The organism is Clavibacter sp. B3I6, from assembly GCF_030816895.1.
Classification (GTDB): Bacteria; Actinomycetota; Actinomycetes; order Actinomycetales; family Microbacteriaceae; genus Clavibacter.
The window spans coordinates 1,073,625-1,094,651 of record NZ_JAUSYL010000001.1 but is presented as its reverse complement, the minus strand read 5'-3'; the positions used below and the strand labels follow the sequence as shown (position 1 = coordinate 1,094,651).

22 protein-coding genes and 2 tRNA genes are annotated in these 21,027 nt (G+C 72.9%); 15 read left to right on the top strand and 9 right to left on the bottom strand.

Annotation, left to right across the window (positions count from 1 at the left end):
- Positions 1 to 41 precede the first annotated feature (41 nt).
- Positions 42 to 1,583 (top strand): MFS transporter, encoded by a 1,542-nt coding sequence (locus tag QFZ62_RS05145; protein WP_307502548.1) that lies wholly within the window; start codon positions 42 to 44, stop codon positions 1,581 to 1,583.
- Positions 1,584 to 1,675: 92 nt separating this feature from the next.
- Here the strand turns inward: QFZ62_RS05145 and QFZ62_RS05140 are convergent, their stop codons facing one another.
- On the bottom strand, positions 1,676 to 1,930 hold the full coding sequence (locus QFZ62_RS05140) for a DUF6458 family protein (RefSeq protein WP_307502545.1): 255 nt from the start codon (positions 1,928 to 1,930) through the stop codon (positions 1,676 to 1,678).
- A 114-nt stretch (positions 1,931 to 2,044) separates the two neighbouring features.
- On the opposite strand from QFZ62_RS05140, the gene QFZ62_RS05135 reads away from it, so the two are divergent.
- Positions 2,045 to 3,112 (top strand): 3-isopropylmalate dehydrogenase, encoded by a 1,068-nt coding sequence (locus QFZ62_RS05135; RefSeq protein ID WP_307502542.1) that lies wholly within the window; start codon positions 2,045 to 2,047, stop codon positions 3,110 to 3,112.
- A gap of 8 nt (positions 3,113 to 3,120) precedes the next feature.
- Positions 3,121 to 4,233, top strand: a complete 1,113-nt coding sequence (locus QFZ62_RS05130) for a branched-chain amino acid aminotransferase (protein WP_307502540.1) — start codon at positions 3,121 to 3,123, stop codon at positions 4,231 to 4,233.
- A 79-nt stretch (positions 4,234 to 4,312) separates the two neighbouring features.
- Here the strand turns inward: QFZ62_RS05130 and QFZ62_RS05125 are convergent, their stop codons facing one another.
- Positions 4,313 to 5,170, bottom strand: a complete 858-nt coding sequence (locus QFZ62_RS05125) for an SDR family oxidoreductase (RefSeq protein ID WP_307502537.1) — start codon at positions 5,168 to 5,170, stop codon at positions 4,313 to 4,315.
- A gap of 83 nt (positions 5,171 to 5,253) precedes the next feature.
- On the opposite strand from QFZ62_RS05125, the gene QFZ62_RS05120 reads away from it, so the two are divergent.
- The 6 genes from QFZ62_RS05120 to QFZ62_RS05095 all read left to right on the top strand — a co-directional run bounded on the left by QFZ62_RS05120 (position 5,254) and on the right by QFZ62_RS05095 (position 9,953).
- Positions 5,254 to 5,724, top strand: coding sequence for a MarR family winged helix-turn-helix transcriptional regulator (locus QFZ62_RS05120; protein WP_307502535.1), 471 nt, complete (start codon positions 5,254 to 5,256; stop codon positions 5,722 to 5,724).
- A gap of 10 nt (positions 5,725 to 5,734) precedes the next feature.
- Positions 5,735 to 6,508: a fumarylacetoacetate hydrolase family protein gene (locus tag QFZ62_RS05115; RefSeq protein ID WP_307502532.1), complete on the top strand. Its 774-nt coding sequence runs from the start codon at positions 5,735 to 5,737 to the stop codon at positions 6,506 to 6,508.
- A gap of 2 nt (positions 6,509 to 6,510) precedes the next feature.
- Positions 6,511 to 7,284 (top strand): hypothetical protein, encoded by a 774-nt coding sequence (locus tag QFZ62_RS05110; RefSeq protein ID WP_307502530.1) that lies wholly within the window; start codon positions 6,511 to 6,513, stop codon positions 7,282 to 7,284.
- A gap of 13 nt (positions 7,285 to 7,297) precedes the next feature.
- Positions 7,298 to 8,818 (top strand): glutamate--tRNA ligase, encoded by a 1,521-nt coding sequence (gene gltX / locus QFZ62_RS05105; RefSeq protein ID WP_307502528.1) that lies wholly within the window; start codon positions 7,298 to 7,300, stop codon positions 8,816 to 8,818.
- Positions 8,811 to 9,791 (top strand): NAD(P)/FAD-dependent oxidoreductase, encoded by a 981-nt coding sequence (locus tag QFZ62_RS05100; protein ID WP_307502526.1) that lies wholly within the window; start codon positions 8,811 to 8,813, stop codon positions 9,789 to 9,791. The genes gltX and QFZ62_RS05100 overlap by 8 nt, the downstream gene beginning before the upstream one ends.
- Positions 9,792 to 9,881: 90 nt before the next feature.
- Positions 9,882 to 9,953: transfer RNA gene (locus QFZ62_RS05095), tRNA-Gln, on the top strand.
- Positions 9,954 to 10,092: 139 nt separating this feature from the next.
- Here the strand turns inward: QFZ62_RS05095 and QFZ62_RS05090 are convergent.
- The 3 genes from QFZ62_RS05090 to QFZ62_RS05080 form a co-directional block, all read right to left on the bottom strand.
- Positions 10,093 to 11,103: an aldo/keto reductase family protein gene (locus tag QFZ62_RS05090; protein ID WP_307502525.1), complete on the bottom strand. Its 1,011-nt coding sequence runs from the start codon at positions 11,101 to 11,103 to the stop codon at positions 10,093 to 10,095.
- A 131-nt stretch (positions 11,104 to 11,234) separates the two neighbouring features.
- On the bottom strand, positions 11,235 to 12,245 hold the full coding sequence (locus tag QFZ62_RS05085) for an aldo/keto reductase family protein (protein WP_307502522.1): 1,011 nt from the start codon (positions 12,243 to 12,245) through the stop codon (positions 11,235 to 11,237).
- A gap of 93 nt (positions 12,246 to 12,338) precedes the next feature.
- Entirely contained in the window at positions 12,339 to 12,953 is a 615-nt protein-coding gene (locus QFZ62_RS05080) for a TetR/AcrR family transcriptional regulator (protein ID WP_307502520.1), read from the bottom strand.
- Positions 12,954 to 13,008: 55 nt separating this feature from the next.
- Between QFZ62_RS05080 and QFZ62_RS05075 the strand changes: the two genes are divergently transcribed.
- Both QFZ62_RS05075 and QFZ62_RS05070 read left to right on the top strand, forming a co-directional pair.
- Complete coding sequence (locus QFZ62_RS05075) at positions 13,009 to 13,806, top strand: SDR family NAD(P)-dependent oxidoreductase (protein WP_307502517.1); 798 nt, start codon at positions 13,009 to 13,011, stop codon at positions 13,804 to 13,806.
- A gap of 89 nt (positions 13,807 to 13,895) precedes the next feature.
- Entirely contained in the window at positions 13,896 to 14,855 is a 960-nt protein-coding gene (locus QFZ62_RS05070) for an aldo/keto reductase (protein ID WP_307502514.1), read from the top strand.
- Between the two features lie 87 nt (positions 14,856 to 14,942).
- On the opposite strand, the gene QFZ62_RS05065 is transcribed toward QFZ62_RS05070, so the two are convergent.
- From QFZ62_RS05065 to QFZ62_RS05055, 3 genes are all read right to left on the bottom strand, one after another.
- On the bottom strand, positions 14,943 to 16,037 hold the full coding sequence (locus QFZ62_RS05065) for a TerC family protein (RefSeq protein WP_307502511.1): 1,095 nt from the start codon (positions 16,035 to 16,037) through the stop codon (positions 14,943 to 14,945).
- Between the two features lie 230 nt (positions 16,038 to 16,267).
- Positions 16,268 to 16,690 carry a DUF3592 domain-containing protein gene (locus tag QFZ62_RS05060; protein WP_307502508.1) on the bottom strand — a complete coding sequence of 141 codons (423 nt, stop codon included), beginning with the start codon at positions 16,688 to 16,690 and terminating at the stop codon, positions 16,268 to 16,270.
- 42 nt (positions 16,691 to 16,732) lie between these two features.
- Positions 16,733 to 17,371, bottom strand: coding sequence for an MBL fold metallo-hydrolase (locus QFZ62_RS05055; RefSeq protein ID WP_307502505.1), 639 nt, complete (start codon positions 17,369 to 17,371; stop codon positions 16,733 to 16,735).
- 169 nt (positions 17,372 to 17,540) lie between these two features.
- Here QFZ62_RS05055 and QFZ62_RS05050 point away from each other — a divergent pair.
- The 4 genes from QFZ62_RS05050 (at position 17,541) to QFZ62_RS05035 (ending at position 19,919) form a co-directional block, all read left to right on the top strand.
- A tRNA-Glu gene (locus tag QFZ62_RS05050) sits at positions 17,541 to 17,613 on the top strand.
- A 534-nt stretch (positions 17,614 to 18,147) separates the two neighbouring features.
- A complete protein-coding gene (locus tag QFZ62_RS05045; RefSeq protein ID WP_307502503.1) occupies positions 18,148 to 18,480 on the top strand; it encodes a hypothetical protein in 333 nt (110 codons plus the stop codon).
- Between the two features lie 10 nt (positions 18,481 to 18,490).
- A complete protein-coding gene (locus tag QFZ62_RS05040; RefSeq protein WP_307502500.1) occupies positions 18,491 to 19,177 on the top strand; it encodes a uracil-DNA glycosylase in 687 nt (228 codons plus the stop codon).
- Positions 19,178 to 19,229: 52 nt separating this feature from the next.
- Positions 19,230 to 19,919 (top strand): GNAT family N-acetyltransferase, encoded by a 690-nt coding sequence (locus tag QFZ62_RS05035; RefSeq protein ID WP_307502498.1) that lies wholly within the window; start codon positions 19,230 to 19,232, stop codon positions 19,917 to 19,919.
- Here the strand turns inward: QFZ62_RS05035 and QFZ62_RS05030 are convergent.
- Positions 19,801 to 20,985 (bottom strand): CPBP family intramembrane glutamic endopeptidase, encoded by a 1,185-nt coding sequence (locus tag QFZ62_RS05030; protein WP_307502495.1) that lies wholly within the window; start codon positions 20,983 to 20,985, stop codon positions 19,801 to 19,803. The genes QFZ62_RS05035 and QFZ62_RS05030 overlap by 119 nt on opposite strands.
- Positions 20,986 to 21,027: the final 42 nt, after the last annotated feature.

Genomic DNA, 21,027 nt, shown 5'->3' with positions numbered 1-21,027 from the left:
CGCGCCCCGCGCCGTCGCCCCCGACGTCAGGAAGTCCCGTCATGTCCACGCCCCGCACCGTCTCCGGCCCCGCGACCGCCGCCCCCGCCCGGGCCGGCCGGCGCCAGTGGGCGGCGCTCGTGGTGCTCATGCTCCCGGTGCTGCTCGTGTCCATCGACAACACCGTGCTCAGCTTCGCGATGCCGTCGATCGCGCGCGACCTCGAGCCGTCTGGCGCGGCCCAGCTCTGGATCATCGACGCGTACCCGCTCGTGCTCGCGGGCCTCCTCGTGGCGATGGGCAACATGGGGGACCGCTACGGCCGCCGCCGCATGCTCATGATCGGCGCCGCCGGCTTCGGCCTCGTCTCGGCCCTCGCCGCGTTCGCGACCGACGCGTCGCAGCTCATCGCCGCCCGCGCCGCCCTCGGCTTCTTCGGCGCGATGCTCATGCCCTCCACCCTCTCGCTCCTCCGCTCGGTCTTCACCGACCGCCGGCAGCGCCGCCTCGCCATCGCGATCTGGGCGTCCGGCTTCTCCGGGGGATCGGCCCTCGGCCCGCTCGTCGGCGGAGTGCTCCTCGAGCACTTCTGGTGGGGGTCCGTGTTCCTCATCGCCGTGCCCGTGATGCTGCCCCTGCTGATCCTCACGCCCGCGCTCGTGCCCGAGTCGAAGGACCCGGCGCCCGGGCCCATCGACGTGGTGGCGATCCTGCTGTCGCTCGCCACGGTCGCGCCGATCGTCTACGCCATCAAGACCTTCGCGACGGAGGGCGTGACGCCGCTCGCCATCGCGGCGCCCGTCGTCGGCGTCGTGGCGGGGATCCTCTTCGTGCGGCGCATGTCGCGGACCCGGAACCCGATGCTCGACGTGGCGCTGTTCCGCGAGCCCGTGTTCACGGGCGCCGTGCTCGTGAACCTGCTGAGCGTCGTCTCGCTGGTCGGCTTCCTCTTCTTCGTCACGCAGCACCTGCAGCTCGTCGCGGGGCTCGACCCGCTCGCGGCCGGCATCGCGCTGATCCCGGGGTCGGTGGTGGTCATCGTCTCGGGTCTCGTGATCGTGCCGATCGTCGCGCGGGCCCGCCCGTCGCGCGTGGTCGCGATCGCGCTGGCGTTCTCCGCCGTGGCGTACGTGATCCTCGCGGTCACCGGGAAGGGCGCCTCCGTCGCGCTGCTCGTGGTGGCGTTCTGCCTCCTGGGCGCGGGCATCGGCGCGTCGCAGACGATCTCGAACGACCTGATCATCGCGGCCGTGCCGCCCGCGAAGGCCGGCGCCGCGTCGGCCGTGTCGGAGACGGCGTACGAGGTGGGCGCGGTGCTCGGCACGGCGGTGCTCGGCAGCATCCTCACCGCGAGCTACCGCACGGGCCTCGTCCTGCCGGCGGGCCTGTCGGAGGGCGACGCCGTCGCGGCCCGCGAGACCCTGGGCGGCGCGGTGGCGGTGTCCGAGCGCGTGCCGTCGGACGTGGGCCAGGCGCTGCTCGCGTCGGCGCACACCGCGTTCGACGGGGGAGTGGTGACGACCTCGATCATCGGCGCCGTGCTGATGGTGGGCGCCATCGTCATCTCGCTCACGAGCCTCCGCCGCGCGAGCTCGCACGACTGATCCCGGGAGCCGCGCGGGTGCGCGGCCCCCCGGACGCGGAACGGGCCCGTCACCTCGCGAGGTGACGGGCCCGATGCGTGCCGTAGAGCGGATCAGACGAGGTTGTCGTCCGAGCGCTCGCTGCGCGTGATGCGCTGGCCGGTGGCCGGGTCGATGCGCGTGCGCGTCTCGCTGACGGCCGTGCGGCGGCGGGCGAGGAGCGCGATGCCGATGATGATCACGAGGGCACCGCCGCCCATCAGGATGTAGCCGACCAGCTGCAGGTCGACGCCGGGGACGGTGAGGTCGACGGCGAACGCGAGGATCGCGCCGACGACCACGAGGAAGATGCCGAGGCCGATGCTCATGGGAGTGCTCCTTGTGTCGTGCCCGCCGGGTGTCGGACCGGTCCACCGTAGCGCGCGGGTGCGCGCGACGGACGGGTAACCTGTCCCGACACCCCACGAGCTCCGGGAGGAACCATGCCCCGCACCATCTCGCTCGCCGTCGTCCCCGGGGACGGCATCGGCCCGGAGGTCGTCCACGAGGCCCTGCGCGTGCTCCGGGAGGCGGTGCCCGCGGACGTCGCGCTCGACACCGTCCAGTACCCGTTCGGCGCCGGGCACTACCTCGAGACGGGGGAGATCCTCACCGACGCCGACCTCGCCGCGCTCGCCCAGCACGACGCGATCCTCCTGGGCGCCGTCGGCGGCGACCCCCGGGACGCGCGCCTCGCCGGCGGCATCATCGAGCGCGGCCTGCTGCTGAAGCTGCGCTTCGCGTTCGACCACTTCGTCAACCTGCGGCCGACCACGCTGCTGCCGGGCGTGACCAGCCCGCTCGCCGCCCCCGGCGACGTCGACTTCGTCGTCGTCCGCGAGGGCACCGAGGGCCCGTACGCCGGCAACGGCGGCGTCCTCCGCCGCGGCACCGAGCACGAGATCGCCACCGAGGTGTCCGTCAACACGGCGCACGGCGTGGAGCGCGTGGTGCGGTTCGCGTTCGAGCTCGCCGAGAAGCGGGAGCGGAAGCGCGTCACCCTCGTCCACAAGACGAACGTGCTCACCTTCGCCGGATCCCTGTGGCAGCGCACCGTCGACCGCGTCGCCGCCGAGCACCCCGGCATCGCCGTCGACTACCTGCACGTCGACGCCACGATGATCTTCCTGGTCACCGACCCGTCCCGCTTCGACGTCATCGTCTCCGACAACCTGTTCGGCGACATCATCACCGACCTCGCAGCGGCCATAAGCGGCGGCATCGGCCTCGCGGCGTCCGGCAACGTGAACCCCACGGGCGCGTTCCCGAGCATGTTCGAGCCGGTGCACGGATCCGCGCCCGACATCGCCGGCCAGCAGAAGGCCGACCCGACCGCGGCGATCCTCTCGGTCGCGCTCCTCCTCGACCACCTCGGCCTCTCCGACCAGGCCGCGCACGTCACCCGCGCCGTCGCGGCCGACCTCGCCGCCCGCGCGGCGGGCGACGCGGCACCCCGATCCACGTCGGAGGTCGGCGACGCCGTCATCCGCGCCCTCTCCACGACCCGCTGAAGGACCCCATGAGCACCACCAGCACCGACGCCGCCTTCCCCCTCTCCTTCGAGCTGACCCCGTCGGAGTCCGCCCGCGCCGACGCCGAGCGGGAGGCGATCCTCGCGGACCCCGGCTTCGGCAAGCACTTCACGGACCACATGGTCCAGATCGACTGGACCCTCGACGCCGGGTGGCAGGACGCCCGCGTCGTCCCGTACGGCCCCCTCCAGCTCGATCCCGCGGCGAGCGTCCTGCACTACGCGCAGGAGATCTTCGAGGGGATGAAGGCGTACGCCCACGCCGACGGGTCCGTCTGGACCTTCCGCCCCGACCGCAACGCCGCGCGCCTCCAGCGCTCGGCCCGCCGTCTCGCGCTGCCGGAGCTCTCGACCGAGGACTTCGTCGAGTCGGTGCGCCAGCTCGTCCGCGCGGACATCGGCTGGGTGCCGCGCGCCGCGGAGCAGAGCCTGTACCTCCGCCCGTTCATGATCGCCAACGAGAGCTTCCTCGGCGTCCGCGCCGCCCAGCGCGTGGGCTACTACGTCATCGCGAGTCCCGCGGGCGCCTACTTCACGGGCGGCGTGGCCCCCGTCTCCATCTGGCTGTCCCGCGACTACTCGCGCGCGGGCAAGGGCGGGACCGGAGCGGCGAAGACCGGCGGCAACTACGCCGCGTCGCTCCTCCCGCAGGCCGAGGCCGCGTCGCACGGCTGCGCGCAGGTGCTCTTCCTCGACTCGCAGGAGGGCCGCTACCTCGAGGAGCTCGGCGGCATGAACATCGTGCTGGTCTACAAGGACGGCCGCATCGTCACGCCGGACTCCGACAGCATCCTCGAGGGCATCACCCGCGACTCCATCCTCGAGCTCGCGCGCGACCGCGGCCTCACGGTCGAGAAGCGGCGCGTGGAGCTGTCGGAGTGGGTCGAGGGTGTCGAGTCAGGCGAGATCACCGAGGTGTTCGCGTGCGGCACCGCGGCGGTCATCACGCCCATCGGCCGCCTGCTGGGCGAGGGCCTCGCGGTCGGCGACCCCGACGCGCCCGCGGGCGAGCTCACGATGTCGCTGCGCCAGGAGCTCACCGACATCCAGTACGGCCGGATCCCGGACCGCCACGGCTGGCTCACGCGGCTCGACGCGTAGCGCGCTCCCGCATCGACGACGACGGCCGGCCCTTCCCGGGCCGGCCGTCGTCGTCGCTCCGACGCGTGCCGCGGACGGGTCAGGCGCGGCCGAATGCGGCTGCATGCGCGCGCGCGAAGTCGAGGAACGACCGCGGCGGCGTGCCCGTGATCCGCGTCACGGCGTCGGACATCGCCTGCACGTCGTCGAGGCCCTCGCGCACCACCTCGGCGTACTGCCGCACCAGCCCGCGCGCGAGCCACGCGTCCGCGCCTCCCGCACGCAGGGCCAGGCCGAACACCGGCCCGGGGAGATGCACGTAGCGGATCCGCCGCCCGAGCGCCGTGGACAGCTGCTCCGCGATCTGCCGCGAGGTGAGCGCCTCCGGCCCCGTCAGCACGTGATCCCGGCCGACGTGCCCGTCCTCCACGAGCACCTGCGCGGCGACGCGCGCGATGTCGGCCGCGTCGATCCAGCCGATCGCGCTCGTCCCGGTCGTCTGCGGGTAGAGGCCCCGGCGGATGGCGGGCGCGGACTGCAGGACGTTCTGCATGAACGCGGACGGCCGGAGCAGCGTCCACCCGAGCGTCGACGCGCGGAGGAGCGCGTCCGTCTCCGCGCACGCCCGCGCCCACGGCAGCCGCGAGTCGAGGGTCGCGTCGCCGCCGGAGAGGTGCACCACCTGTCGGATGCCCGCTGCCTCGGCCGCCTCGACCGCGTTCCGGCCGAGCTCCGCCTGCCGGGGCGTCACGGGCGTGAGGAGGAACATGCGGTCGCAGCCCTCCAGGGCGTCGCCGAGCGTCTCCGGCCGGCCCAGGTCGCCGAGGACCGCGTCGATGCCGCGCGCCCGGAACGCCTCCACCTGGTCAGGGCGGCGGCAGAGCGCCCGGACCGGCTCGCCCCGTTCGGCGAGCAGCGCGACCACGCGGCCCGCCACCCCGCCCGTCGCCCCGGTCACGAGGATCCTCGACCCGTCCATGCTGCCTCCGTCGTCAGTATCAGATGCCTGATACTGACGACGCTACCATCTAGGCTGGCCGCATGACGTCGCCGCACGAGTTCACCGAGGCCGACCTCGGGAGCGTCATCACCTGGAGCGCCGTGCGCGCGGCCCGGCAGCTCGAGCGGAGGCTCACCGAGGTCCTCGCGAAACACGACCTCACGCCCGTGCAGTTCGGCGTGCTCGTCCACCTGGCGGTGCGGCCGTCGATCACGCAGGCGGCGCTCGCCCGCGAGGTGGCCGTCCGCCCGCAGAGCATGGATCCGCTGCTGGCCGGGCTCGAGGCGCGGGGGCTGGTGTCCCGATCGGCCGAGCGCGGGCGGGGTCGCCGGAACCCCGTGACGCTCACGGACGCGGGCCTCGCGCTGCTGCGGGCGGCGTGGGGGCCGGCGACGGCGACGAACGACCTCTCCGGGTACGGGGTCGACCGGGGGACGGGCGACGTCGTCGCGGATGCGCTCCTCCGGATCGCCACGGCCGGACCGGGGCTGCCGACGCCGCCGCACGGCTAGGGTCGAGAGCGTGAAGATCGCGCGATTCAGCACCGGCTCCGACCCCCGCTTCGGCATCCTCGACGAGGAGGAGGACCACCTCGTCGTCCTCTCCGGGGATCCCATGTTCAGCGGGTACCAGACCACGGGGGAGCGCGTGCCGCTCGCCGACGCGCGGCTGCTCGCGCCCGTGATCCCGCGCTCCAAGGTCGTGGCCGTCGGCCGCAACTACCGCGCGCACGCTGCGGAGCACGGCAGCGAGGCGCCCACCACGCCGCTCATCTTCCTGAAGCCCAACACCTCGGTCGTGGGGCCCGACGACGCGATCCGCCTCCCCGCCGACAGCCGGCAGGTCGAGCACGAGGGCGAGCTCGCGGTGGTCATCGGGCGGATCACGCGCGACGTGTCGGTCGAGGACGCGCACCGGTCGATCTTCGGCTTCACCATCGGCAACGACGTGACGGCCCGGGACATCCAGCACTCCGAGAGCCAGTGGGCCCGCGCCAAGGGCTACGACACCTTCTGCCCGCTCGGCCCCGTGATCGAGACCGAGGGCTCGTTCGAGGACGCGCTCATCGAGACGCGCGTCGACGGCGAGCTCCGCCAGTCCGGGCGCACGAGCGAGATGGTGCACAGCGTGCCCGAGCTCATCGCGTTCGCCTCGCGCGTCTGGACCCTGCTGCCCGGCGACGTGATCCTCACGGGCACGCCCGCGGGCGTCGGTCCCTTCACCGACGGGCAGGTCGTCGAGGTGTCGATCGAGGGGATCGGCACGCTCTCGAACCCCGCGCGCGCCCGCGCCTGACCGTGGCCCGCCTCGGCCGTCCGGCGCGCGTCGCGCTGGCGGCCGCGGCGGTCGCGCTCCTCTCCGGCTGCGTCTACGACGTGTCCGACTACGGGCTCGCCACGTCGACCCCCGATTCGGCCGACGGCTCGCCCACGGCCACGCCGACCGTGGACGCGCCGCCCCCGCTCGACCTGCCCGACGGCTGCGTGCCGACCGACCTCGCGATCGACTGGGCGGAGCCGGTCGCCGGGCCCGCCGACGAGCTGCTCGCCGTGCGCGTGATGCAGGTGCGCGTCCCGAGCGCGGGGGAGCAGGTGGGACTCGGATCCACGCCCCAGGCGGTGACGCGCACCGACACCGTGCTCGTCCCGGCGCTCGACCTCGTCGTGGACGCGAGCGGCGAGGGGACCCGGACCCCGCCGGATCCGCTGACGCCGACGGACTCCTGGTCCGAGGCGCTCCGGGACGACCTGCGGGACCGCGACCTCGTCGGTCCGCGCTTCGGGCGTCCGCTGCAGATCACGTCGTTCGAGCCGGTCCTCGACCGCGAGGCGCGGTACGTCATCGGGTACCTGGGCACGTCGCAGGGTGCGCGCTTCACCGTCACGGGCTGCGACGGCGCCTTCCGGTCCGCCGGGACGCTCGCCGGCACGGATCCGACGCGCGCGGCCGGCGCCGTCCTCCTCGAGTGCGGCGTGCCGCCCGGCGACCAGTACGACCGGTGGGACCTCCTCGAGCCGTACTGCGCGGACGAGGCGGCGCCCGCCGCGGGGGAGCGGCAGCCCGAGCCCTAGGATCGGATGCAGGATGACTGAGACAACCGCGCACCCCGTGACCACCGCTATCGGGACCGACGTCCGCGTCCGGTTCTGCCCGTCCCCGACCGGGACGCCGCACGTGGGGCTCATCCGCACGGCCCTGTTCAACTGGGCGTATGCGCGCCACACGGGCGGGAAGCTCGTCTTCCGCGTCGAGGACACGGACGCCGCTCGCGACAGCGAGGAGAGCTACGAGCAGCTGATCGAGGCGCTCCGCTGGCTCGAGATCGACTGGGACGAGGGCGAGGGCGTCGGCGGACCGCACGCGCCGTACCGCCAGTCCCAGCGCACCGACCTCTACCTCGACGTGATCGAGAAGCTCACGGCATCCGGTCACCTCTACGAGAGCTACGCGACCGCGGAGGAGATCGAGGCGCGCAACCGCGCCGCCGGCCGCGACCCGAAGATGGGCTACGACAACTTCGAGCGCGACCTCACCGAGGAGGAGCGCCAGGCGTTCCGCGACGAGGGCCGCTCGCCCGCCCTCCGCCTCCGTGTGCCGGACACCGACCTCTCCTTCGACGACCTCGTGCGCGGCACGGTCACGTTCCCGGCCGGGTCCTTCCCCGACTTCGTGCTCGTGCGGCCCAACGGCGCGCCCCTCTACACGCTCGTGAACCCCGTGGACGACGCGCTCATGGGGATCACGCACGTGCTCCGCGGCGAGGACCTGCTCTCGTCCACGCCCCGCCAGATCGCGCTGTACCACGCGCTCATCGACATCGGCGTGGCCGACGCCATCCCGCGCTTCGGCCACCTGCCCTACGTGATGGGGGAGGGCAACAAGAAGCTGTCCAAGCGCGACCCCGAGTCGAACCTGTTCCACCACCGCGACCGCGGCTTCATCCCCGAGGGCCTCATCAACTACCTGGCGCTCCTCGGCTGGTCGCTCACGCACGACCGCGACGTGTTCTCGCGGATGGAGATGATCACCGCGTTCGACGTGGCCGACGTCACGCCCGCGCCTGCCCGCTTCGACCTCAAGAAGGCGGAGTCGCTCAACGGCGACCACATCCGCCTGCTCGCGCTCGACGACTTCGCGGGCCGGCTCGTCCCGTACCTGCAGGCCGCCGGCGTCATCGGCGCGGAGCCCACGCACGAGGAGCGACGGATGCTCGCCGCCGCCGCCCCGCTCGTGCAGGAGCGCATGCAGCTGCTCGGCGAGGCGCCGGACCTCCTGTCGTTCCTCTTCACCACGGCCGACGAGCTGCCCTACGACGACGCCGCGGTCCAGGCCCTCAAGGAGGATGCCCCCGAGGTGCTCGCGGCGTCGCGCGGCGCGCTCGACGGCGTGCCGCACACGCAGTGGGACATCGACCTGGTGCAGGAGGTGCTGCAGAACACCCTGATCACCGGCATGGGCATGAAGCCGCGCCTCGCGTACGGGCCGCTCCGGGTCGCCGTCTCCGGACGTCGGATCTCCCCGCCGCTGTTCGAGTCGATGGTGCTGCTCGGCAAGGACGAGACCATCGCGCGCCTCGATCGCCTCGCGGGGATGCTCGGTGCCTGACGCCGCGGGTGCCGGGGCGACCGGTGCCGCCGCGACCGGTGCCGGCTCCACCGCGACCGGCGACTCCTACGACGTCGTCGTCATCGGCGCGGGACCCGCGGGCCTCTCCGCCGCCCTGAACCTCGTGCGTGCCCGGCGCCGCACCCTCGTGCTCGACAGCAGCCGCCCGCGGAACGCCGCGACGCTCATGTCGCACGGCTTCGTCACCCGCGACGGGATCTCCCCGCTCGAGCTCCGCAAGCTCGGTCAGGCCGAGGTGGAGTCCTACGACGAGGGCGAGTTCCAGCTCGCCGTCGTGCAGTCGGCGGAGCCCGCCGAGGGCGGCTTCACGGTCCGCGCGAAGGGCGTGCGCCGCGCGCCCGACCGCGAGGTGCATGCGCGCCGGATCCTCATCGCCACGGGCCTCGTGGAGACGCTGCCCGACCTGCCGAGCATCCGCGCGTACTACGGCACCGCCGTGCACAGCTGCATGGAGTGCGACGGCTACGAGAAGCGCGACGAGCCGCTCGCCCTCATCGGCGAGACCGACGATCTCGTGGAGCGCGCGCTGCTGCTCTCGCAGTGGTCGCGCGACATCATCGTCTTCACCAACGGCGTCGCCCGCATCGACGAGGCGGGGGAGCGCGGACTCGCGTCCCTCGGCATCCGCGTCGACCGGCGGCCCGTCGCCGACATCGAGGGCGAGCGCGCGGCCGTCACGGGCATCCGGATGCAGGACGGCTCCGTCGTCCCGCGCACGGGCGGCTTCGTGCGCCCGCGCTACTCGACCGCGCTCGACTTCCTCGCGGGTCTCGACCTCGACACCGACGACGACGGCCACATCGCCGTCGACGCGGAGGGCCGCACGTCGCACGCGGGCGTCTACGCGGCGGGCGACAGCTCGCAGCCGGGCCCGCAGCAGCTGATCATCGCGGCCGGCTTCGGCGCGCGCGCGGCCAGCGCGATCAACTGGGACCTGCTGCCCGTGATCTGACGCGTCGTGGGTCCGTCGGGCGGGCGCCGGTTTGGCGCGGATCCGGCTGATGGGCTACACTCGACGAGGCCCGATCGCGCATCGGGGCCTTGGGGTATGGTGTAATTGGCAACACGGAAGATTCTGATTCTTTTGTTCTTGGTTCGAGTCCAGGTACCCCAGCACTGAATACGCAGGAAATGACAGGCCCGGTTCTCCGGGCCTTTTCCTTTTCCTGCTCGCCCTCTTCCCGCGGACATGACGACGGCCCCGCCCGAGCGTCTGCTCGGGCGGGGCCGTCGGCGCGTTCAGCGCGTGCGGATCAGGATAGGCGCGTCGTGGGCGAGCTCTCGCTGGTCTTCGACGGGTCCTTCTCCACGACGTCGCCGAGGGCGTCGTCGATGCGGGTGAGGAGCTCCGCGGGGATCGTGACGCCCGAGGCCTTCACGTTCTCGTGGACCTGCTCGGGACGCGAGGCACCGATGATGGCGGACGCGACGTTGTCGTTCTGGAGGACCCAGGCGACGGCGAGCTGGGCGAGCGACAGGTCCAGCTCGTCGGCGACAGGCTGCAGCTCCTGCACGCGCGACAGGACGTCGTCGTTCATGTAGCGCTTGATCATGTCGGCGCCGCCCTTGTCATCCGTGGCGCGCGAGCCCTGGGGGAGGTCCTGGCCGGGCTTGTACTTGCCAGTGAGGACGCCCTGGGCGATGGGGGACCAGACGATCTGGGAGATGCCGAGCTCGGCGGAGGTCGGGACGATCTCCTCCTCGATGACGCGCCAGAGGGCCGAGTACTGCGGCTGGTTCGAGATCAGCTGGAAGCCGAGCTCGCGCGAGAGGGCGTGCGCCTCGCGGAGCTGCGCGGGGGTCCACTCGCTGACGCCGATGTACAGCGCCTTGCCCTGGCGGACGACGTCGGCGAAGGCCTGCATCGTCTCCTCGAGCGGGGTCTCGTAGTCGTAGCGGTGCGCCTGGTACAGGTCGACGTGGTCGGTCTGGAGGCGGCCGAGCGAGCCGTCGATGGACGCCATGATGTGCTTGCGCGAGAGGCCGGTGTCGTTGTGGCCCTTGGCGCCGGTGGGGAAGTAGACCTTCGTGAAGATCTCGAGGCCGTCGCGGTCCTCGCTCTTCAGCGCGTCGCCGAGGACCTTCTCGGCGACGGTGTTCGCATAGCCGTCCGCGGTGTCGAACGTGGTGATGCCGGCCTCGAGGGCCGCCTTCACGCACGCGGTCGCCGTGTCGTTCTCGACCTGCGACCCGTGGGTCAGCCAGTTGCCGTACGTGATCTCGGAGATCTTGAAGCCTGAGTTGCCTAGGTAGCGGAATTCCATGTCCCGACCCTACGCCGCATGCGCGGGGCGACCCCGGGCGCGCGCTGTCCGCGCGGTGACCGGGAGGTGCACGAGCGGCCCCGCCCGAGGATCTCGAGCGGGGCCGCGGGTCGTGCGGGAGGGATCGCGGATCAGGCCTCGCGGGTCTTCGGCGAGCTCTCGTCGGTCTTCCGCGGGTCCTTCTCGACGATGTCGCCGAGGGCGTCGTCGATGCGGGTCAGCAGCTCCGCGGGGATCGTCACGCCGGACGCCTTCACGTTCTCGTGGACCTGCTCGGGACGGGAGGCGCCGATGATGGCGGACGCCACGTTCTCGTTCTGCAGCACCCACGCGACGGCCAGCTGCGCGAGCGACAGGTCCAGCTCGTCGGCCACGGGCTGCAGCTCCTGCACGCGGGAGAGGGTGTCGTCGTTCATGAAGCGCTTGATCATGTTCGCGCCGCCCTTGTCGTCGGTCGCGCGCGAGCCGGACGGCAGCTCCTGGCCGGGCTTGTACTTGCCCGTGAGCACGCCCTGGGCGATGGGCGACCAGACGATCTGCGAGATGCCGAGCTCCTGGGAGGTCGGCACGACCTCCTCCTCGATGACGCGCCAGAGGGCGGAGTACTGCGGCTGGTTCGAGATCAGCTGGAAGCCGAGGTCGGTCGCGAGCGCGTGACCGGCGCGCAGCTGGTCGCTCGTCCACTCGCTCACGCCGATGTAGAGGGCCTTGCCCTGGCGGACGACGTCGGCGAACGCCTGCATGGTCTCCTCGAGCGGGGTCTCGTAGTCGAACCGGTGCGCCTGGTAGAGGTCGATGTAGTCGGTCTGCAGGCGCGTGAGCGACGCGTCGACCGAGTCCATGATGTGCTTCCGCGAGAGGCCCGTATCGTTGTGCCCCTTGGGCCCGGTGGGGCCGAAGACCTTGGTGAAGATCTCGATCGAGGCACGCCGCTCGTCCTTGAGCGCCTCGCCGAGCACGGTCTCCGCCTTGGTGTTGGCGTAGACGTCCGCGGTGTCGAAGGTGGTGATCCCCGCCTCGAGCGCCGCCTTCACGCACGCGGTCGCGGTGTCGTTCTCGACCTGCGATCCGTGGGTGAGCCAGTTGCCGTAGGTGATCTCGGAGATCTTGAAGCCGGAGTTGCCGAGGTATCTGAATTCCATGCTCCGACCGTACGCCGGGCTCGTGGACCGGCTCCCACGAAAGTGTGCGACGGGCGACGGGCGACGGGCGACGGGCGTCGGGCGTCGGGCCGATCAGGCCGCGCGGGAGCCGGCCACGTGCAGCGGCGCGAGCGCCGTGTCGAGCGCGGCCTCGAGCGGCCAGGCGGAGCGCTCGGGCTGGCTGAGCACGAGGCCGCCCTGGATGGCCGCGAGGATCACCGTGGCGGTGCGCTGCGGATCCGCCGACGCGGCCACGAACCCCGCCTCGCGCATCCGCTCGACCCCGCGGGCGAGGAAGGCGCGCCAGGCCCGCATGCCCTCCGCGATGCTGCGCTCGAGCTCCGGGTCGGTGGCGGCGGCCTGCGTGGCGAGCGAGCCGATGGGGCACGCCCACCGCCCGCGGCCGATGTAGTAGTCGACGAGCGCGGAGCGCCAGGCCTCCCACGACTCCCAGGAGCCCAGGTCGTGGATGTGCGGCTCCTGCGCCTCGAGGAGCTGCTGCCCCTCCCACGCGGCGACCTCGCGCACCAGCTCGAGCTTCCCGCCGGGGAAGTAGTGGAAGAGCTGGCTCTTGCTCGTGAGGGTGGCGGCGCGCACGTCGTCGAGCGTCGTGCCGCCGATGCCCGAGGCGAGGATCTGCTCGCCCGTCGCCTCGATGATCCGCTGGCGCGTGCGTCGGCCGCGCTCCGTGATCCCCGACTCCGCCATGCTCCGATCCTACCTTCCTGGACCATTCGGTCCAATCCGTGCTATTCATTGGACCATGCAGTCCAACACCGAGATCCTCCAGTCCCTCACCCCCGACACCCGGCTCGCCGGCCGTACGGCCGTCGTCACCGGATCCACCAGCGGCATCGGCGAGGCGATCGCCCGCGTGCTCGCCGCATCCGGCGCCGAGGTCGTCGTCAGCGGACGCAGCGCCGAGCGCGCCGCCGCCGTCGTCGACGCCATCACCGCGAGCGGAGGCCGGGCGCACGCCGTCACGGTCGACCTCGGCGCCGCCCCCGAGGAGGTCCGCCGCTTCGCCCGCGAGGCGACCGCCGCCCTCGGCGGCCGGGTCGACATCCTCGTCAACAACGCCGGCGTCTACCCGGTCGGGCCCACGGCCGCGCTCCCCGATGACGACCTCGACGCCGTGCTCGCGATCAACGTCCGCGCGCCCCACGTGCTCGTCGCGGAGCTCGCCCCCGCCATGGCCGGGCGCGGATCCGGGGCGATCGTCGGCATCGGATCCTGGATGTCGCGCGTCGGCGTGCCCTTCGGCGCGGCGTACACCGCGTCGAAGGCGGCCGTCGAGCAGATGACCCGCACGTGGGCCGCGGAGTACGGGCCGCGCGGCGTGCGCGTGAACACCGTGGCGCCGGGCGCGACCTCGACCCCCGGCAACGCGGACTCCGCCGACGTGCTCGCGGCGATGACCGCGACCACCGTGGCGGGCGTGCCGGTGCGATCCGTCGACATCGCGTACGCGGTGCGCTTCCTGGTGTCGGATGAGGCCGCGTTCGTGCACGGCGCTCGGCTCGACGTCGACGGCGGGATCACCAGCACCCGCCTCGGCTGACCGGCGGACCTCGACCGCGTCGTCCGCCGCCGACCCTGCGCGGGCGTCGCGGCCCGGGCGACGCGGCCCGGTCGGAGCATGCTGGATCCATGAGCCGCATCGATCTGCCCGAGCTCGGCCTCGGCACCGCGCCCCTCGGCAACCTCTACCGCTCCATGGACGACGAGCAGGCCCACGGCGTCGTGCAGGCGTCGTGGGACGCGGGACTCCGCTACTTCGACACCGCGCCGCACTACGGCCTCGGCCTCGCCGAGCGCCGGCTCGGGCGGGCGCTCCGGGAGCACCCGCGGGACGAGTACGTCGTCTCCACGAAGATCGGGCGGGTCCTCGAGCCGGTCGACGCGCACGGCCGACGCGACGACGACATCTTCGACGTGCCGGGCGACCACGTCCGCCGCTGGGACTTCAGCGCCGACGGGGTGCGCCGCTCGCTCGACGACTCCCTCGCGCGGCTCGGGCTCGACCGCGTCGACGTGCTGCTGATCCACGACCCCGACGAGCACCTCGACCAGGCGGTCCGCGAGGCCGTCCCCGCGCTCGTGCGGCTGCGCGACGAGGGCGTCGTGGGGGCCATCGGCGTCGGATCCGGCACCCCGCGCTCGCTCGCCGCGCTCATCGGCACCGGCGCGCTCGACGTCGCCATGGTCGCCGGCCGCTACACGCTGCTCGACCAGTCCGCCCTGCACGAGGTGCTGCCGGCCGCCGAGGAGACGCGCACGCGCGTCGTGGCGGTCAGCGTCTTCAACAGCGGCCTCACCGCGACCGACTCGCCCGCCGACGACGCCACCTACGAGTACGGGCCGGCGTCCGAGGAGGTCCTGGCGCGAGCCCGGCGCATCGCCGAGATCTGCGCGGGCTACGACGTCGAGCTGCCGCAGGCCGCCATCCGCTTCCCGCTGCGCCACCCGGCCGTCACGACCGTCGCGCTCGGCATGGCCTCCGCCGACGAGGTGCGCGAGGGCGTCACCCGGGCGACGCGGCTGGTGCCCGAGGAGCTGTGGGCCGAGCTCACCGCCGAGGGCATGATCCCCGAGGGCCCGCTGTCCTGACCCGCGCCCGGACCCCGCTCCGGGCCCGCACGCGACGACGCCCGCCCCCGGATCCGGGAGCGGGCGTCGTCGTGGTGCCGGGGAGAGCTAGCGGCGCGCGTCCACGTCGCGGGCCGCGTCGACGCTGCGGCCGGAGCCGTCCGCCGCGTCGTCGTCCGCGTCGGCGGGGGCCTTCTCGCCCGCGACGGCCGTCGCGGAGTCGGTGCCCTCCACGGCGGTCGCGTCGCGCTTCGTCTTCGCCAGGCTCGCGATGGTCGCCACGGTGATGGTGAGCAGGATGAACGAGAGCGAGAACCAGATCGGGATCTCGGGCGCCCACTCCACGTGCTCGCCCCCGTTGATGAACGGCACCTCGTTGACGTGCAGCGCGTGCAGCACGAGCTTCACGGCGATGAAGCCGAGGATCACCGCGAGGCCCTGCGAGAGGTACACGAGGCGCTCGAGGAGGCCGGAGATCAGGAAGTAGAGCTGACGGAGGCCGAGCAGCGCGAAGGCGTTGGCGGTGAAGACGATGTACGCCTCCTGCGTCAGGCCGAAGATCGCGGGGATGGAGTCGAGCGCGAACAGCACGTCCGTGAGGCCGATGGCGAGCATCACCAGGAACATCGGCGTGAAGAGGCGCTTGCCGTCGATGCGGGTCGTGAGCTTGTCGCCGTCGTAGTGCTCGGAGGTGGGGATGACGCGGCGGAGGGCCCGGATGAGCTTCGAGTCGGACTCGCTCTCGTCGTGCGTCTCCTTCATCTGCTTGTACGCCATGACGAGCAGCAGCGCGCCGAAGATGTAGAAGACCCAGGAGAAGTTGTCGATGATGGCGGAGCCGGCCGCGATGAAGAGGCCGCGCATCACCAGTGCGATCGCGATGCCGACGAGCAGCACCTTCTGCTGGAAGGCCCGCGGCACGGCGAAGCTCGACATGATGATTAGGAAGACGAAGAGGTTGTCGACGCTCAGCGCCTTCTCCGTCACGTAGCCGGCGAAGTACTCGCCGCCGAAGGTCCAGTTCGAGAAGACGCCGATCCCGACGCCGAAGACGAGCGCGATGACGATGTAGACGACCGACCAGGTGGCGGACTCCTTGAGGGTCGGCTCATGCGCCTTGCGGACGTGCGCGAAGAAGTCGAAGACGAGCAGGCCGAGGACGGCGCCGATGGTCGCGGCCCAGAGCCAGAAGGGGACATCCATTTTCGGGGTTCTCCAGTACTCGGACCCGCTGCGGGGTCCGGTGGGGTACTGAAGGTCTCCTCCACCCCGCGGACGATGTCCGCGGAACCGGTCGCACGGGTCGGAGTGGTCCGACCGTACTGACGACACGACCGCCGGACGGGAGTACTCCCCTTCGAGACATCACCCTATACGGCTGCATGGACCGGTCCCGACCACGCGGGCGGATGCCCAGGCGCCGGGCGGGACGGCTACTCGAGGAAGAGCAGCACGATCCCGGCGACGGCCGCCACGGCGCCGATGCCGATGAGCACGAGCCCGGTCACGCGGAGCGCGCGGCCGTCGAGCTCGGGCGCGTGGGTGCGGACCCGCCACGGGGCGCGCGGCGCGAACCACACGCGCACGTCGGATCCGGCGGGGAGGTCGCGGGTCTCGGGGGTGTCGGCGGTCGCCTCGTGCACGTCGCCGTCGCCGTCGAACCAGCGGAGGACGCGCGAGGGAGGCGCGTCGCCGTCACCGCGCGCGGTCCCGTCCGCGACGAGGCCCTCCGTCGGGGTCCAGCGGCGGCCGACGACCCGCACCGAGAGCCCGGCGACGTACAGGGCGATGCCGGGCACCAGCGCGATCCACGTGAGGAACTCCACGATGAGCGACACCGCGCCGAGTCCGTCCATGCCGTTGACCCCGCGTCCGCTCGTCGAGAGCCCGAACAGGGCCTAGAGGTCGATGCTATCGCCGGGCTCGAGGGCGTGGAACTCGCCGCCGCCCTGCTCCGTCGCCCACTGCAGGCGGCCGTTCGACATGGCCTTGCCGGCGGCGGACAGCACCATCTCGTGCGTCGGGAACGCGCGGCGGGGCTTCACCGCGAGCACGTAGTCGATCGACTCGCTGATCTTCATCCAGGGCGCGCCGGCGGGCGCCGCGAGCAGGTCGACCTCGATGCCCTCGGGGACCGCGAACGAGTCCCCTGCGTAGTAGAGCGTGCCGTTGACCAGCACGCCGAGGTTGTCGACCACGGGGATCGACTCGTGGATCACCGCGTGCGTGCCGCCGAAGAAGCGGAGCGCGAAGGGGCCGACCTCGATCGCGTCGCCGGCGTGCACGACCGTGACGTCGAAGTCGGTCGCGGCGGCGGCCACGCCCTCGGGTGCGTAGATGGGCACGCCCTCGTTCTTGTCGAGGATGCGCTTCAGCTGCTCGGGGGTCCAGTGGTCGGGGTGCTCGTGCGTGATGACGATGGCGTCCGCGTTCATCGCCTCCGTGATCGGGGTGGTGAACGAGCCCGGGTCGATGAAGAGCTTCCGTCCGTTGAGTTCCAGGACCAGGGCGGCGTGCTCGAGCTTCGTCAATCGCATGAGAGGAGCCAACACCGTCCGGGCGGGCGGAGCAAACCGGGCGCGCGGGGGCGCGGTGCGGCGGCCTGCGGGGGCGCCGGCGGCGGCGCGGAGGGGCGGATCCGGCCCGGTCGGGGCTCGATTTGGTCCGGCTGCACGCGCTGTGGCATACTCGACGAGTTGCAAAAACGGCCCCATCGTTTAGCGGCCTAGGACACCGCCCTCTCACGGCGGTAACACCGGTTCGAATCCGGTTGGGGTCACAGACGCAGTGAACGGACAGCCCGGCAGCTCCTCACGGAGGTGCCGGGCTTTCCTGTTTCCCCGCCCCTTTCCATCTCCGGCACCTCGTCCTTCCCGTCCGTCCGCGGCCCGCGTCGACGGCCCGGCCCTGTACCGTCGAGGGGTGAGTGTGCACCTGGTCGGAGGCGGCCTGTCGGATGACGACACCCCCCTCCTCGCGCGGTTCCTGTCCGAGGCGACGACGAGGGCGACCGATGCCGCCCGGTTGGAGCCGGCGCGCATCGCCGTGGTCCTCGTCCACGACGGCCTCGGCGCCGAGGAGTTCGACCGGTACGCCGCCGCGCTCCGTGCCGCGGGCGCCTGCGACCCCGTCGCCGTGCTCGTGCCCGAGGGCGGATCCGTCCAGGTCGCGCAGCTGCAGGACGTCGACGGCATCGTCGTCGGCGGCGGCCTCACCCCCGCGTACCGCCTCGCGCTCGAGCCCGTCTTCGGCGAGATCCGCCGCCAGGTCACCGCGGGCGTCCCGTACCTCGGCTTCTCCGCCGGCGCGGCCCGTGGCCGCCGAGACCGCCCTCGTCGGCGGCTGGCGCATCGGCGACGTCGAGGTGGTGCAGGAGTCCGCGAGCGAGGACCTCGACGAGGTCACCGTCGAGCAGGGCATCGGCCTCATCGACGTCGCGGTCGACGTGCACGCCGCCCAGTGGGGCACCCTCACCCGGCTCATCGCCGCCACCGAGGCGGGGCTCGTCGAGGGCGGCGTCGCCATCGACGAGGGGACCGTGCTCATCGTGGGCGAGGGCCAGCTCGTCGTGCAGGGGCGCGGCAGCGTCTGGTCGGTCATCGGCTCGGAGACCGGCGTCACCGTCAGCTCCGCCGGCGCCTCCTGATCCGCCGCGCGTGGCGCTGACCCTACCCGAGCTCGTCGAGCGCGGGCTCATGGACGCCGGCTGGGCCGAGGCCCTCGCGCCGGTCGCCGACGACATCGCGCGGATGGGGGAGTGGCTGCGCGCCGAGGTCGCCGCCGGCCGCCCCTACCTGCCCGCGGGGGACCGCGTGCTGCGCGCGTTCCAGCAGCCGCTCGCCGACGTGCGCGTGCTCATCGTCGGGCAGGATCCGTACCCCACGCCCGGCCACCCGGTCGGCCTCTCGTTCTCGGTGGAGCCGGACGTGCGGCCCGTGCCGCGGAGCCTCGTCAACATCCACCGGGAGCTCCGGGACGACCTCGGCATCCCGACGCCCGAGCACGGCGACCTCACCGCCTGGACCCGGAGCGGCGTCCTGCTGCTCAACCGCGTGCTCACCGTGCGACCGGGCACGCCCGCCTCGCACCGCGGGAAGGGCTGGGAGGCCGTGACCGAGCGAGCCATCCGCGTGCTCGCCGAGCGCGGCGGGCCGCTCGTCGCGATCCTCTGGGGCAAGGACGCGGGGTCCCTCGCGCCGATGCTCGCGCCCGTGCCGTCCATCACGTCCGTGCACCCGAGCCCCCTGTCCGCGTCGCGCGGGTTCTTCGGGTCCCGGCCCTTCAGCCGGGCCGACGCGCTGCTCGCGGAGCAGGGCGCGGATCCGGTCGACTGGCGCCTCTGACGCAGCCCGCCCGATCCGTCGCCGCGCCCCGCGCTCCCCGTAGGATCGCGGCATGCTCGAGGAGGAATACCAGACCCGCCGACGCCTGCCGGCGCACCTCCGGAAGCCCGCACCGCCCGTGCCCGTCTTCTCCTACGAGATCCGCCGGGCCACGTCATCCGATCTCCCGGACATCCGCGAGATCTACAACCACTACGTCATGAACAGCACCGTCACCTTCGACGAGACGCGCATGACCCTCGCCCGCTGGCGGGGCCGCTTCGGCCAGCTCGAGCGGATGGGGATGCCCTTCCTCGTCGCCGTCTCGCCGTCCGGTCAGGTGCTCGGCTACGCGCTCGTGGAGCCCGTGGGGAACCGGCGGTCGTCGCGCACCACGGTGGAGGACTCGATCTACCTCGGCGCCGCGTCCACGGGCAAGGGGCTCGGCCGGGCGCTCCTGGAGGCCCTCCTCGACGCGTGCCGCGAGGCGCGGCTGCGCGAGGTGATCGCGGTCATCGCCGACCAGGGCGCCGACGCCAGCATCCGGCTGCACGCGTCGCTCGGGTTCACCGAGAGCGGGCGCATGGGCCGCGTGGGCTGGAAGTTCGGGCGCTGGCTCGGCACCGTCACGATGCAGCTCACGCTCAAGCCGGCGGAATCCCCGGGCCGGTGGGCGCGGGCCATGCGGCGAGCGTCTCCTGGCGCCGACGCTCCGCGTCCCACCACGCCCGCTCCCGCTCCCGGCGCTCCTCCTTTGCGGTGAGCGGACGGGGCGCGGTCGTCGCCACCCGGTGACGGCGGGCCCACCAGCCGGTGAGGAGCGCGGAGCCCAGCACGACGGCCATCGGCAGGAGCATGAACGGCCCGCCCGTGCCGGCGCTGCGGTCGAAGCTCTCCGACATTTGGCCGAGGAGCACGGTGGGGATGAACAGCAGCGTGTTGTTGAGCGCGTGGATCAGGACGGGCGCCTCGAGGCCGCCGGTGAGCCGCGCGGAGATGGTCGCCGAGACCCCGAAGACGAAGTAGTAGGCGATGAGCCACGGGTCGCCCGCGAGGTGGGCGAGCGCGAAGAGCGCGCTGGAGACGACCGTGCCGACCACGAGGGCGACGCGCGTGTCGCGGAACCAGGATCCGGCGGAGCGCGCCACGAGACCGCGGAAGCCGTACTCCTCGCCGGCCGACTGCAGGGGCGTGGTGAGCAGCACGATCGCCAGGTACAGCACGACCTCGCCGTCGAACCGGATCTCGCCCGTGGGGTCGAGCGCGAAGGTCACGCCGATGTAGAGGAGGAAGACGGGGACCATCACGATCGCCACCCGGCCGAGCCAGCGCCAGCGGAAGCGGCCCGCGATGGAGGACAGCGTGCCCATCCGGACGCCGAACAACCACCGCTGCAGGAGCATCGAGACGGGGATCAGCGCGGCCAGCGACAGGTTCGTGGCCAGCAGGAGGACCGGCGTCATGGTCGTGAGCGACTGCTCGTCCGCCGGATCCATGCGGCCGGCGAGGACCTCGATGAGGATGGCCGCGCCGCCGAAGACGAGGGACAGCACGAGGAACGCGACGACGCCGAGCACGATCGCCACGATGCCGCGCCAGGGGCCGCCCGTGTCGCGGAGGCCGTGGTGGTAGGGGACGGGCGGGCGCTCGGGGAGCGGCGGGAGCGCGGGGACGGATGCGGGCGGCGCGCCGAGGGCGGGGCCGCCGGGCGCGACGGGCGGGGCGACCGGCGGCGCGACGGGCGGAGCCACCGGCGGGGCGGCGGGCGGCCCCGCGGCGGGCGGGGGCGTCGGGGGAGTGTCGGGGGAGGTCGGCTCCGGTGCGCTCATGCCGCCACGGTACGCGGGCCGGGCCGACCTGAGGATCCACCG